The organism is Alsobacter sp. P4_H11, assembly GCF_056400925.1.
This window is the reverse complement of the sequence record NZ_JBFUKI010000018.1, coordinates 57,846-70,751: the sequence shown is the minus strand read 5'-3', so window position 1 is coordinate 70,751 and position 12,906 is coordinate 57,846. Positions and strand designations below refer to the sequence as shown.

The window sequence follows — 12,906 nt, the reverse complement described above, 5'->3', positions numbered from 1 at the left end:
CGATGATGGTGGCCACCACGCCGGCGCCGACGGTGCGGCCGCCTTCACGGATGGCGAAGCGCAGCTTCTCCTCCATGGCGATGGGCGCGATCAGCTCGACTTCCATGGTGACRTTGTCGCCCGGCATCACCATCTCGGTGCCCTCGGGCAGCTTCACCATGCCGGTCACGTCCGTGGTGCGGAAGTAGAACTGCGGCCGGTAGTTGGTGAAGAACGGGGTRTGGCGACCGCCCTCCTCCTTGGTCAGGATGTAGGCTTCGGCCGTGAACTTCGTGTGCGGCTTCACCGAGCCGGGCTTGGCCAGAACCTGGCCGCGCTCGACTTCCTCGCGCTTCGTGCCGCGCAGCAGGCAGCCGACATTGTCGCCCGCCTCGCCCTGGTCGAGCAGCTTGCGGAACATCTCGACGCCCGTGACCGTGGTCTTGATCGTCGGCTTCAGGCCGATGATCTCGATTTCCTCGCCSACCTTSACGATGCCGCGCTCGATGCGGCCCGTCACCACCGTGCCGCGGCCCGAGATCGAGAACACGTCCTCGACCGGCATCAGGAAGGGCTGGTCCTTGGGACGCTCCGGCTGCGGGATGTAGCTGTCCACCGCCGCCATCAGCTTCAGGATCGCGTCATGGCCGACCGCCTTGTCGCCGTTGTCCAGCGCCACCTTGGCCGAGCCCTTGACGATCGGRATGTCGTCGCCCGGGAAGTCGTACTTCGACAGAAGCTCGCGCACYTCCATCTCGACGAGYTCGATGAGCTCCTCGTCGTCSACSAGGTCGACCTTGTTCATGAACACCACCAGCGCCGGCACGCCGACCTGGCGGGCGAGCAGGATGTGCTCGCGCGTCTGCGGCATCGGGCCGTCGGCGGCCGAAACCACCAGGATCGCGCCGTCCATCTGCGCCGCGCCCGTGATCATGTTCTTCACGTAGTCGGCGTGGCCGGGGCAATCCACGTGCGCGTAGTGGCGCGCCGTGGTCTCGTACTCGACATGCGCGGTCGAGATCGTGATGCCGCGCGCCTTCTCCTCCGGCGCCTTGTCGATCTGGTCATACGCCGTGAAAGTGGCGCCGCCCGTCTCCGCCAAAACCTTGGTGATCGCCGCCGTCAGCGACGTCTTGCCGTGGTCGACGTGACCAATCGTGCCGATGTTGCAGTGCGGCTTCGTCCGCGCGAATTTTTCCTTGGCCATGGCCGTGCCTCAGTCCTCGACAGCCGGGCGTCGCCGGCAAGGGTGTGTACCAAACGGGCGCGAGATAGGCGGTTTTGCGAGGGAGTGCAAGGGTCACGAAGTGCCCAGGCGCTTGGAGCGCAATGCGAGCAATTCGGGAAATGGCTGCATAGCGTCGTACGCGGGGCACTCCCCGATGGAGCCATCCAACCCTCCGCGTCCTTCCATGAGCAGTTCGTTTCCAGAGGGCAGCTTCTCGTGGACGACGGTAAGGATGCGGCGGTCGCTGAAAAGGAACGAGCCAAGCACCCCAACGTGAACGGCGACGCAGTAGAATGTTTTACCCGAACTCAGGAAACCCGTCTGGACGAACGGCCCGGCGAACCTGGCGTCGTTGATCTTCATGTTCACGATTTTTCCGAAGATAAAGCTCTCCTCAGCCACAACCGCGATCCGCTCGCGTGTTGTGCGTGTGTCATTGGCGGTGGGATTGGCTCTTTGGGCGGTGCCGCAGCCCGCAAGCGCCAAAAGCACGCCAGACGTAAACAGACGGATGAACTGCATGCTGACACCTTCAGTCGCCGAATCGCGGGTCGCCCAAGTAACAGCGTTCCAACTTCTCTGAACCGGCGCCAGAAACCAACGGTTGTACTCTACCCGTTGGCACGAAAGACTTCAGTGAGGTGGTGCGGCCCAGGAGCGCGCGCCTCACAAACAAGATAACCTGATCGCGGCTGTTGCTTAGTTGAAATCAATCTCAGGTGGCGTCCGAAGTGACGCTGGTCACCAGCCTACCCGAGCCAAAGCAAACGGCTTGCAAGCATGCTGTGGCAGTGTAGGGCGCGTCGTCCACGCGGCTCAGATCTCTTGCGCTGCAGCGCTGGGGCCCGCCTCTGCGGATAATGCAGGATCAACGAAAAACACCGCCCAATCCGGCAACGCGCGTTTGATCGCCCGCGCGATCGCGAGCCCCTCCTCGGCCAGGGCGGCCCATGCGGCCGCGCCTTTTTCGGCGGGAATGTCGCCGTCCTCGATCTGGTCGTCGATCGAATCGAAGGCTTCCTGCCAGTCTGCGAGGCGATCCGCCAGTTCACGGTCGATCGGAAGATCGTCGAGGAGCGCTTCCTGCCCCTCGGCCGTCCAGACCCCTTCGGATCCGTACGCGCCCATAACGCGCACGCAGAAACCGCCCTCGGCGGTCCGGAAATGCTCTGGCTCGACGTCGTTCATGGCGCATCGCGAATTGGGGGGAAATGGAGCGGGTAGAGGGAATCGAACCCTCGTATTCAGCTTGGAAGGCTGCTGCTCTACCATTGAGCTATACCCGCCCGCGGCCGGAGATATGCCGCGACTCGTCCGGCTTGGCAAGCGAGGCCCGGCGCGGAAGGACCGAATGGCGTCTCTGGCGGCGGCCGGATCTTTTCCGAGTTGACAGGGCGGCGCCCGGTCACCATAAGACCCCCCGCGGAGACGCCCCGGGCGGTGTCTTCGAAACCGCGTCCCTGTGCAGCGTTCCCCGCTTCCCAAGGATCGGACGTGGGGGAATGTCCCGAGCGGCAAAGGGGGCGGACTGTAAATCCGCTGGCTAAGCCTTCGTAGGTTCGAGTCCTACTTCCCCCACCACTTTTTTCGCCTTCTTGGCGCGTTCAAAGGCCAGCTCCAACGAGCTGGCCTTTTGCGTTCATGGCGTCAGCGGCGGAGCCTGTTTGCGCCGGCGGGCTGGCCATGCGACACGCAAGCCCACAGGAGTTGGACGCAATGGCGAAGCAGGGATCAGGCGGACGGCCAGGCAATCCGGGCGGACCGCGCGGAGCGGCGGGCGGCCCCCGCCAGGGCGGCGCAGGCGAGCGCGGGCCGCGGCAGGACCGGCCCGACAGCTCCGGGAGCCAAGGCGGCTGGGATCCCGGTCGCGCCGACCAGGAGCCGCGCCGGTTCGAGACGCGCCCCCTCCGATCCAAGTCACGCAGTTTTCCGGGCGCCTCGCCTGCCGAGCACGATCGCGGCCAGGCACAGGGCGCAGCGCCCCGGCGCGACCAGAGGCGCGACGAATCGCGTGGCGCGGAGCGTGAGCCCGTGCCGCATGGCCGTTTGCGCCTTTATGGGTTCCACAGCGTCGCCGAGGCGCTGAACAATCCCCGGCGCAAGATCCACACGCTCTACGTCACCGAGAATGCCGGCAACCGTCTCGCCGAGATGGTCCCGAACCCGCGCGTGGCGCCCACTCTGGTGCGCGCCGAGCAGATCGACCGCATGGTCGGCGCGGACGCCGTGCACCAGGGCGTCGCCGCCGACGTGGAGCCGTTTGCCGGACTGGATCTCTACGACATCCCGGACGATGCGCTCGTCCTGGTGCTCGACCAGGTCACCGACCCCCACAATGTCGGCGCCATCCTGCGCAGCGCCGCCGCGTTCGGGGCGGCCGCCATCGTGATGACCGACCGGCACAGCCCGGAAGCCACCGGCGTTCTGGCCAAGACCGCCTCCGGCGCGCTGGAGCACGTTCCGATCGTCACCGTCGGCAATCTCGCGCAGGCGCTCACCGTGTTGGGCGATCGCGGCTTCTGGCGGGTGGGCCTCGATTCGGACGGGCCGGACATCCTGGAGAAGTCGGTGGCGTCGCGGCCTGTCGCCCTGGTGCTCGGCGCCGAGGGCAAGGGCCTGCGCCGCCTCACACGCGAGCGCTGCGACGTGCTCGCCCGGCTCGACATGCCGGGCGCCATCAAGAGCCTCAACGTCTCGAACGCCGCGGCCGTGGCTCTATACGCCATCGGAAAAGCGCTCGAACCGAAGGCGTGAGCGTCAGCGCGCCTTGAGGTTGATGATCCTGGCCGAGCCGGCCGACGACGTGAAACCGTCGCCAAGCTCCGCGACCCTGGCCGTCCCATAGACGCGCGCCCCGCCCGGCTTGCCGGATCGGCCATGCGTCTCGTCGTTGATCACGTAAAGCTCCGGCGGAAACGCCGGACTTCCCACAAACGCGGCCGCCTGCGGCAGGTCGGCGCGCGTGGGGAGGTCGGCGCGCGTCGGCAGCCGCCACACAGGAGCGGGTTCGTCCGCCGGCGTCGCGTAAACAGCGCCCGTGTCCCGGTAAACCAGGGATGGCGCCCAGATGTCGCCCCGTCCAAAGCGCCGGTCGCCGTGTTTCCATCCATGGCGGACTACGCCATGGCGTATGACCCCATGCCGGCCCGCGAAGCCGTGATCCCGCCACATGGCCACGTGGGCGCGCGGCGCATGGCCACGCAAGTGGGATCCACCCCCGTGCGAGCCCGGCGAGGCCGCCAAGCCAGGGAGCGCCGAAAGGCAGAGAAGAGACGCGGCAAGGATCATACCGGGCGCACGCATGCCGAACTCCTGAAACGCAACAACCGCATCCGGTTAACAAAGTATGATGAAACGTCCCCGGTTCCCAGCCCGGTTCGGCACAGCAATTAGGCGGACCTTGGCCGCTTCCGCCGCCCCTCGCCGATAGTCGCAAGACCAAAGACCGGCTCATCTCGGCGGCCCGTCTGAGCTATTAACAAAATATATCGGGGGAATGCATCACAGGTCGGCTTGCCGCGCGAACGCTTGTTCGCGCCAGGGCTCCCCCTGTGCCCGCACTCCGCCGAGGCCAGCACGAGACGGGGGTGGACCATGGCGACTGCCAGTTACGAGACAATCGAGAAAAACCCGAGTTACCAGGAGCTTGTCCGCAAGCGCTCGTCCTTCGGATGGTCGCTGTCGGCCGCGATGCTGGTGATCTATTTCGGCTTCATCCTGCTGGTCGGCTACGCCCCCAAGGTGCTGGGCATCCCGCTCGGAACCGGCGTGATGACGGTCGGCATTCCGGTCGGCCTGTTGGTGATCATCTCGGCCTTCGTGCTCACGGGCGTTTATGTCGCCCGCGCCAATGCCCAGTACGACGTGCTGGTCCGCAAGATCGTGGAGGATGCCAAGTGAAAACCGCCAGCACACTCCGCGCCGGCGCGTCCGGCCTCCTCGTCGCGCTTTCGTCGACGCTCGCCCATGCGGCCGGATCCATCGACGGCGGCTCCAAGCAGGACCTCAACATCGCCGCCATCGGCATGTTCCTGGCCTTTGTGCTGCTGACCCTCGGCATCACCTACTGGGCCGCGAAGCAGACCCGCTCCGCCGCGCAGTTCTACACCGCCGGCGGCGGCATCACGGGCTTCCAGAATGGCCTCGCGATCGCGGGCGACTACATGTCCGCCGCTTCGTTCCTGGGCATCTCGGGCCTGGTCTACCTGTCGGGCTATGACGGCCTGATCTATTCGGTGGGCTGGCTCGTCGGCTGGCCGATCGTGACCTTCCTGATCGCCGAGCAGCTTCGCAACCTTGGCAAGTTCACCTTCGCGGACGTGGCGTCCTTCCGTTTCGCGCAGACGCCCATCCGCGTCCTCGCGGCCTGCGGGACTCTCGTAACGGTCGCTTTTTACCTGATCGCCCAAATGGTTGGCGCCGGTAAGCTGATTCAACTTCTGTTCGGCCTCGACTACTGGATGGCCGTGCTCGTGGTTGGCGGCCTGATGATCGTCTACGTGACCTTCGGCGGCATGGTGGCGACCACCTGGGTGCAGATCATCAAGGCCTGCCTGCTGCTCGCAGGCGCGTCCTTCATGGCCATCATGGTGCTGGCCAAGTTCGGCTTCAATCCGGAGGCCCTGTTCAGCAAGGCCGTGGAGGTGCATCCCAAGAAGATCGCCATCATGGAGCCGGGGTCGCTCATCTCGAACCCGCTCTCGGCGATCTCGTTGGGACTGGCGCTAATGTTTGGCACCGCGGGCCTGCCACACATCCTGATGCGCTTCTTCACGGTGTCGGACGCCAAGGCGGCCCGTAAATCCGTGTTCGTCGCTACGGGCTTCATCGGCTACTTCTACATCCTCACTTTCATCATCGGCTTCGGCGCGATCACGCTGGTGTCGACCAACCCCGAATTCCTGGAAGCCGGCAAGACCGAGCTGGCGGCGATCAAGGGCGGCTCCAACATGGCCGCCATCCATCTCGCCAACGCGGTCGGCGGCAACGTCTTCCTGGGCTTCATCTCGGCCGTCGCCTTCGCGACCATCCTGGCGGTTGTCTCGGGATTGACGCTGGCCGGCGCGTCGGCGATCAGCCACGACCTCTACGCGACGGTGATCAAGAACGGCGCCGCCAACGAGCAGGACGAGATCCGGATCTCCAAGATTTCGACCGTGTTCCTCGGCATCCTGGCCGTGATCCTCGGCATCGTGTTCGACAACCAGAACGTCGCCTTCATGGTCGGCCTCGCCTTCGCGATCGCGGCGTCCTGCAACTTCCCGGTGCTCGTGATGTCGATCTTCTGGAAGGGCATGACCACGCGCGGGGCGGTGATCGGCGGGTTCCTGGGCCTCATCTCGGCTCTCGTCGGCGTCGTCCTCTCGCCCGGCGTCTGGGAAGCCGCCATGGGCAACCCGAAGGGATCCGCGCCCTTCCCCTACGACAATCCGGCGCTGTTCTCGATGGCGCTGGCCTTTGGCGGCATCTGGCTGTTCTCGACGCTCGACAACAGCAAGCGCGCCGCGCAGGACCGCGCCGGTTTCCCGGCTCAGTTCGTCCGGTCGCAGACCGGCATCGGCGCCGTCGGGGCCGCCTCGCACTGACGCTACTGCCCGGGGCGGCCCAGCGCCGCCCCGGGTTTTTGCTTCGCGGGGTCCTCCCGCGACGCCGGAGAGGCGAGCCATGACGCAAGCCTTCGACGCCTCGAACCCGCCATTCGACCGTCTCGAACTCCGCGAGATCGAGACCCTGAGGGCCTCTCTCGACGTGGGCTACTTCACGCCGGGCGAAGTCCTGATCGCCCAACATGCGGCGTCGGAATCGCTGTTCATCATCATCAAAGGCGCTGTCGAGGAGCGCGACGGGGACGAACTCGTCGCACTGCTCGGCCCGCGCGACGCATTCGACAGCCGCGCGATCGTCCAGGGAGAAAGCGGCCACGCGTTCGTGGCCCGGGACGAAACCCTGTGCTGGCTGGCCCCGAAGGCGACGGTTCTCGACCTCATCAAGCGCAGCCCGCGTTTCGGCGCGTTTTTCTATCTCGACATCTCGCGCAAGCTTGATGCGCTGGAGAGCGAAGCCGAGGACCAACGCGTCGGCAGCCTCATGCGCGGGCGCCTCTCCGACGTGTTCATGCATCCCGCGACCTTCATCGAGGCCGACGAGAGCATCGAGGCCGCCGGACGACGCATGCGCGACATCAACAGCAATACGCTGCTGGTGCGCGACCGCGACCGCATCGGCATAATCACGGGCATGAACCTGTCCAAGGGTGTGGTGCTCGGCCGCCTCCCGCTGGAAACGCCCGTGCGGGCGCTCGCCCATTTTGACGTGGTGCGGCTGCGACCGGACGATTTCGTCTACGAAGCGCTGCTGCTGATGACCAAGCACAACAAGCGCCGCATCGCCGTTCATGACGGCGAACGCTACCTGGGCGTCGTGGAGGACATCGACGTCCTCAGCTTCATCGCCGGCAATGCGCAGATCGTAGCCGGCAGGATCGACAGGGCCGCCACGCTGGACGACCTCGCGGCCGCGGCTGCCGAGATCGCCGCGCAGGTGCGCATCCTGCGGCGGCAGGGCCTGAAGCCGTCGGTGATCGCCGAGATCGTGTCCGACCTGAACCGCCGGCTGTTCGCCAGCCTCTTCACCATGGTGGCGCCGGCCTCCATCCGCGAAGCCGGGTGCCTGATCGTGATGGGCAGCGAGGGGCGCGGCGAACAGACGGTCCGCACGGACCAGGACAACGGCCTCATTCTAGCGCATCCCGTTGACGCCGCGGACCTCGCAGCCTTTCGGACCGCGTTCTCGGGCGCACTGGCGCGTTTTGGCTTCCCGCCCTGCCCTGGCGACGTGATGGTCTCCAATCCGTTCTGGTCCAGGCCGCTCGCAGATTTCGAAGCCGATTTCCGCCGCTGGATCGCGCTGCCCGACAACGACGCCCACCTCAACGTGGCGATCTTCCTGGACGCCGAGGCGGTCGCGGGCGACGCCGCCCTCCTGGCCAAAGCGAAGGCGGCCCTGATGGACGCCGTGCGCGGCGAGCAGGCCTATTTGGCGCGCTTCGCAAAGGCAGTCGACGCCTTCGAGACCCCGATCGGGCTGTTCAACCAGCTTGTCACGGCCGAGGGCGCGGGCGACGCGCTCGATCTCAAGCGCGGGGGCCTGTTCCCGCTCGTGCATGGCGCGCGCGCGCTCGCGCTCGAGAAAGGCATTTCCGCCACCAACACCGAGGCGCGCTTGTTGCAGCTGGGGCGGATCGGCCTGCTCAAGCCGGCCTTTGCGCGCCAGTGCGTGGATGCGTTCCAGTTCCTGGCGGGGCTGCGGCTGGACGCTCAGCTGGCGCAAGCGGCGGGCGGATCGGGCGCGCTGGTGCGTCCGGCGGCGCTCACCACCATGGAGCGGGACCTGCTGCGAGACGCCTTTCAGGTGGTGAAGCAGTTCCGCGAGATTGTGCGGCGCCACTTCAACCTGGGCCTGTTCGGATGACCGACTGGCCCACCCCCTGGCTAGCCGCCAAGCGGCTCTTTCACCAGGCCACGATCGGCGACCAGAACTATCGTTTTCTGTTCCGGCCCGGCCCGCCCGACGAAGCCGTGGCCATCGACTGCGAGACCACGGGGCTCGACGTCGCCCGCGACGAGATCATCACGATCGCGGCCATCCGCATCCGCGGCTCGCGCATCCTGGCGAGCGAACGCTTCGAGGCCCTCGTGCGGCCCGACGTCCGCATCGCTCCCGAAGCCATCAAGGTCCACCACCTGTTCGAGAGCGACGCGAAGGCGGGCGCGTTGATCTACCGCGTATTGCCTGATCTGCTGCGGTTCATCGGCGGGCGACCACTGGTCGGCTACTACCTCGAGTTCGACATCGCGATGTTGAACAAGGCCGTCCTCGGGTTTATCGGCGTGGAATTGCCCAACCCGCGCATCGAGGTGTCCCGCCTCTACCACGAGCGGAAATATGGCGACGCGCCGCCCGGAACCGTGGTGGACCTGTCGTTCGCCGCCATGCTGGCGGATCTCGGCATTCCCCGGCTGGCCCAGCATGACGCCGCCAACGACGCTCTGATGACCGCGATGGCCTATGTGGCCCTGCGCGACCTCAAGCGGCGCGGAACCCGCATCCCGCGGCCCCGCACGAGAGCGCCGCTGCAGCCTGGCGGGGTTTGATCCTTATCCACGCTAGACGAAGGTTGAATCCCGCCCGCGGGAGAATCCTGTATCGTTTGAAACTGGCGTATGCGGATTTTCGCACGCCCAAGATGGCGACCCCTCACAATAACCCGGGTCGCCGCGATGATTGGACGAGGGACTTGGGGGAAACTGCGGCCGATCCGATCCGGATGGCCGGTGTGTTTTCGAAATGATGATGCTGCGCATGAAAGACGCCGATTCCCGGTCGGCGAACGGGCGAACACGTCCCGTCGCATGCGCGGTCAGAGGAACGACAAGGAGTTGGGCATGACGATGGCAGCCGCCCCCGCTGGGGCTGAACGCGTAAGGCCGATGACGGCCGACGAGAAGAAGGTGATTTTCGCCTCTTCTCTGGGCACCGTCTTCGAATGGTATGATTTCTATCTCTATGGTTCGCTCGCAACCATCATCGGCGCGCAGTTCTTCAGCCAGTTCGATGAAGCCACGCGCAACATCTTCGCGCTGCTGGCGTTCGCGGCGGGCTTCATCGTTCGCCCGTTCGGCGCGCTGGTGTTCGGCCGCGTTGGCGACCTCGTAGGCCGCAAGTACACCTTCCTGGTCACGATCCTGATCATGGGCCTGTCGACCTTCATCGTCGGCCTGCTGCCGGGGTCGAAGTCCATCGGCATCGCGGCTCCGATCATCCTGATCGCGCTGCGCCTGCTGCAGGGTCTCGCGCTCGGCGGCGAATATGGCGGCGCAGCCACTTACGTGGCCGAGCACGCCCCGCAGGGCCGCCGCGGCTTCTACACCTCGTGGATCCAGACCACCGCGACGCTGGGCCTGTTCCTGTCTCTGATCGTCATCCTGTTCACCCGCACGATCGCGGGCGAGGCGGCTTTCGCCGAGTGGGCCTGGCGCGTTCCCTTCCTGCTCTCGATCGCGCTGCTCGGCATCTCGGTCTGGATCCGTCTGCAGCTCAACGAGTCGCCGGCCTTCCAGAAGATGAAGGCCGAGGGCACGGGCTCCAAGGCGCCGCTGTCCGAGGCTTTCGGCCAGTGGAGCAACATGAAGTTCGTGATCATCGCGCTCGTCGGCCTCGTCGCCGGCCAGGGCGTCGTCTGGTACACGGGCCAGTTCTACGCGCTGTTCTTCCTCCAGAGCATCCTGAAGGTCGACGGCTACACGGCGAACCTGCTGATCGCCTGGTCGCTGCTCGTGGGCACCGGCGGCTTCGTGCTGTTCGGCTGGCTGTCGGACAAGATCGGCCGCAAGCCGATCATCCTGGCCGGCTGCCTGCTCGCCGCCCTCACCTACTTCCCGCTGTTCACGGCGCTCACCGGCGCGGCGAACCCCATGCTCGAGAAGGCGATCGAGACCGCCAAGGTCCAGGTCGTGGCTGATCCGGCCGATTGCGGCGACCTCTTCAACCCGGTCGGCACCCGCAAGTTCACATCGTCCTGCGACGTGGCCCGCGACGCTCTCGCCAAGAGCGCCGTGAAGTACACCACCACGGCCGGCCCGGCCGGGCAGCCCGCCAAGATCAACGTCAACGGCACGGACGTCGCCGTTTACGCGGATGGCAAGACCTCGCCTGACCTCGCCAAGAACCTGGCCGCCGCCATCGGCGCCGCCGGTTACCCGAAGCCGGGCGACGCGAGCATCGTGAAGATGTCGAATCCCTTCGACATCTTCCGCCCGCAGCCCTTCAAGGTGATCTCGATCCTGTTCGTGCTCGTCGTTTACGTGACGATGGTGTACGGCCCGATCGCGGCGGCCCTGGTCGAACTCTTCCCGACCCGCATCCGCTACACCTCGATGTCGCTGCCCTACCACATCGGCAACGGCTGGTTCGGCGGTCTTCTGCCCGCCACCGCCTTCGCGATGGTGGCCCAGACGGGCGACATCTACTACGGCCTCTGGTACCCGATCGTGATCGCGCTGGTCACCTTCGTGCTCGGCCTCCTGCTCGTGCCGGAGACCAAGGACCGGGACATCTACGCCGGCGACAGCAAGATCTGAGGAGCGTGCGGGCGGCCTCGGCCGCCCCACTGCCTCGGCTGTCCAAGACAACGAAAAGGCCCCGTCTCTCGACGGGGCCTTTGTTGTATCGGGCGTTACGCGCCGAAGCTCAGTAGTCGCATACCGTCTCGCGGCGGACGTCCCAGCCCCAGCCGGGCACCCAGACGCGACGGCGGGTGACGTAGCATTCGTTCACGGGCTCGGCGTAAACCGGGCGAGCGCCATACACCGGAGCGCCGTACACGGGCGCGCCATAGACCGGAGCCCCATAGGCCGGACGGGAGCCCGCGATGGCCGCGCCGAGCGCCAGGCCGCCAACTGCGCCGATGGCCGCGGCCGCGCCCGGGTTGAACCCGCCACGGTGGCCGTAATAGCGATACTGCGCTTCGGCCGGGGCCACGCTGGCCGCGATGCCGGCGCCCATCGTGATGGCCGCGATGACGCCGAGGACGATACGGTTCTTGGTCATTCTACTCTCCATCACGCCGCGGAACGAGGTGATTACCCCAGTCCGCCGTGCGAACCCTGTATTCGATGCTCGCAATCTAGAGCTCACGCCCTGAATGCCGCATGAATGCTCTTGGGCTGCATTGTGGCGCAAGCGCGGCCGTTTGCGGCGGGCCCGAATTCTGCCGGGTACAACAAACGGCCGCCGGGCGCCTCAATCGATCTGCGCGCCGATCTTGGCGATGGCCTGCTGGTACACGGTCGCGGCGTTCCAGCCCTGGATCGCGGCGAAGTTCGGCTCGCCGGGCTGATAGCCCGCGCCGCGCCGCCAGCCATGCGCCTTCAGGAAATTGGCCGTCGACATCAGCGCATTGGCGCTGTTGTCGAGGCTGCCGCCCACGCCGTAGAGCAGGATGCTCTTGGGCATGAACTGCGTCTGGCCGAGCTCGCCATGCATGGAGCCGCGGGTTTCGCCCGTGATGAGGCCCCGGTCGACGAGCTTCAGCGCCGCATCGAGCTGGTCCGTGAAGAACTCCGTCCGGCGGCAGTCGTAAGCAAGGGTCGCGACGGCCGACAACGTGTTCTGGTTGCCGCGCTGCGTGCCGAACGCCGTTTCCATGCCCCAGATCGCAATCAGCGGTCCGGCCGGCACGCCGTAGCGTTCCTCGATCTGGTCGAACAGCGCCGCCTGCGAGCGCTTCAGCGTGCGCCCGCGCGCCACGATGGTAGGGCCGCCGCGCTTGGCCATGAACTGGTCCAGCGTCAGCCGGAAGCTCTTCTGGCCCCGGTCGGCCGAGATCGTCGCATAGGCGTAGGTCGTCCCAAGCAGAGCAGAGACCGCCGTGGGGCTCGCGCCTCGCGCCCGCGCTTCGGCGGCGTATTGCTGCTTCCAGCTTTCAAAGCCGGCGGCCGAATTGCCGCACTGCGCCGCAGCGGCCGGGCCGGCCGTCCCGAGAAGCGTGGCGACCGCAACCGCGGCCGCAAACCTGATAGGGGCGAATATGCTCACGTCGATCTCCATTGGCCGCTTGGGGGCAAGCGGTAACCGCACCCCGGAATGGTTCGTTCAATCCGACCGCAGGCGCAAGAGGACGTAAGGAGAATGGTTTCCAG

General features: G+C 66.3%; 12 protein-coding genes and 2 tRNA genes. 7 read left to right on the top strand and 7 right to left on the bottom strand.

Going from position 1 to position 12,906, the window contains the following annotated elements:
• The 4 genes from tuf to AC1DSZ_RS23475 all read right to left on the bottom strand — a co-directional run.
• Positions 1 to 1,186 (bottom strand): elongation factor Tu (gene tuf / locus AC1DSZ_RS23490; RefSeq protein WP_476840730.1); only part of this gene is annotated, 1,186 nt, incomplete at its 3' end.
• A gap of 93 nt (positions 1,187 to 1,279) precedes the next feature.
• Positions 1,280 to 1,729 (bottom strand): hypothetical protein, encoded by a 450-nt coding sequence (locus AC1DSZ_RS23485; RefSeq protein ID WP_476840729.1) that lies wholly within the window; start codon positions 1,727 to 1,729, stop codon positions 1,280 to 1,282.
• A 294-nt stretch (positions 1,730 to 2,023) separates the two neighbouring features.
• Positions 2,024 to 2,395 (bottom strand): hypothetical protein, encoded by a 372-nt coding sequence (locus AC1DSZ_RS23480; RefSeq protein ID WP_476840728.1) that lies wholly within the window; start codon positions 2,393 to 2,395, stop codon positions 2,024 to 2,026.
• Positions 2,396 to 2,419: 24 nt separating this feature from the next.
• Positions 2,420 to 2,493: transfer RNA gene (locus AC1DSZ_RS23475), tRNA-Gly, on the bottom strand.
• 210 nt (positions 2,494 to 2,703) lie between these two features.
• Between AC1DSZ_RS23475 and AC1DSZ_RS23470 the strand changes: the two genes are divergently transcribed.
• Together AC1DSZ_RS23470 and rlmB are read left to right on the top strand one after the other, a co-directional pair.
• Positions 2,704 to 2,788 (top strand) — tRNA-Tyr (locus AC1DSZ_RS23470).
• 450 nt (positions 2,789 to 3,238) lie between these two features.
• A complete protein-coding gene (rlmB, locus tag AC1DSZ_RS23465) occupies positions 3,239 to 3,961 on the top strand; it encodes a 23S rRNA (guanosine(2251)-2'-O)-methyltransferase RlmB (protein ID WP_476840727.1) in 723 nt (240 codons plus the stop codon).
• 3 nt (positions 3,962 to 3,964) lie between these two features.
• Here the strand turns inward: rlmB and AC1DSZ_RS23460 are convergent, their stop codons facing one another.
• Positions 3,965 to 4,411 (bottom strand): hypothetical protein, encoded by a 447-nt coding sequence (locus AC1DSZ_RS23460; RefSeq protein WP_476840726.1) that lies wholly within the window; start codon positions 4,409 to 4,411, stop codon positions 3,965 to 3,967.
• Positions 4,412 to 4,801: 390 nt separating this feature from the next.
• Between AC1DSZ_RS23460 and AC1DSZ_RS23455 the strand changes: the two genes are divergently transcribed.
• From AC1DSZ_RS23455 to AC1DSZ_RS23435, 5 genes are all read left to right on the top strand, one after another.
• Positions 4,802 to 5,107 carry a DUF485 domain-containing protein gene (locus AC1DSZ_RS23455; protein WP_476840725.1) on the top strand — a complete coding sequence of 102 codons (306 nt, stop codon included), beginning with the start codon at positions 4,802 to 4,804 and terminating at the stop codon, positions 5,105 to 5,107.
• Positions 5,104 to 6,792, top strand: a complete 1,689-nt coding sequence (locus AC1DSZ_RS23450; RefSeq protein ID WP_476840724.1) for a cation acetate symporter — start codon at positions 5,104 to 5,106, stop codon at positions 6,790 to 6,792. Before AC1DSZ_RS23455 ends, AC1DSZ_RS23450 begins: the two co-directional genes overlap by 4 nt.
• 79 nt (positions 6,793 to 6,871) lie before the next feature.
• A complete protein-coding gene (locus AC1DSZ_RS23445; RefSeq protein WP_476840723.1) occupies positions 6,872 to 8,677 on the top strand; it encodes a putative nucleotidyltransferase substrate binding domain-containing protein in 1,806 nt (601 codons plus the stop codon).
• Positions 8,674 to 9,360, top strand: coding sequence for a 3'-5' exonuclease (locus tag AC1DSZ_RS23440; RefSeq protein ID WP_476840722.1), 687 nt, complete (start codon positions 8,674 to 8,676; stop codon positions 9,358 to 9,360). Before AC1DSZ_RS23445 ends, AC1DSZ_RS23440 begins: the two co-directional genes overlap by 4 nt.
• Before the next feature lie 291 nt (positions 9,361 to 9,651).
• Positions 9,652 to 11,346, top strand: a complete 1,695-nt coding sequence (locus AC1DSZ_RS23435; RefSeq protein ID WP_476840721.1) for an MFS transporter — start codon at positions 9,652 to 9,654, stop codon at positions 11,344 to 11,346.
• Between the two features lie 109 nt (positions 11,347 to 11,455).
• On the opposite strand, the gene AC1DSZ_RS23430 is transcribed toward AC1DSZ_RS23435, so the two are convergent.
• Together AC1DSZ_RS23430 and AC1DSZ_RS23425 are read right to left on the bottom strand one after the other, a co-directional pair.
• Positions 11,456 to 11,815 (bottom strand): hypothetical protein, encoded by a 360-nt coding sequence (locus tag AC1DSZ_RS23430; protein WP_476840720.1) that lies wholly within the window; start codon positions 11,813 to 11,815, stop codon positions 11,456 to 11,458.
• 192 nt (positions 11,816 to 12,007) lie between these two features.
• Entirely contained in the window at positions 12,008 to 12,796 is a 789-nt protein-coding gene (locus tag AC1DSZ_RS23425) for a lytic murein transglycosylase (protein ID WP_476840731.1), read from the bottom strand.
• Positions 12,797 to 12,906 lie beyond the last annotated feature (110 nt).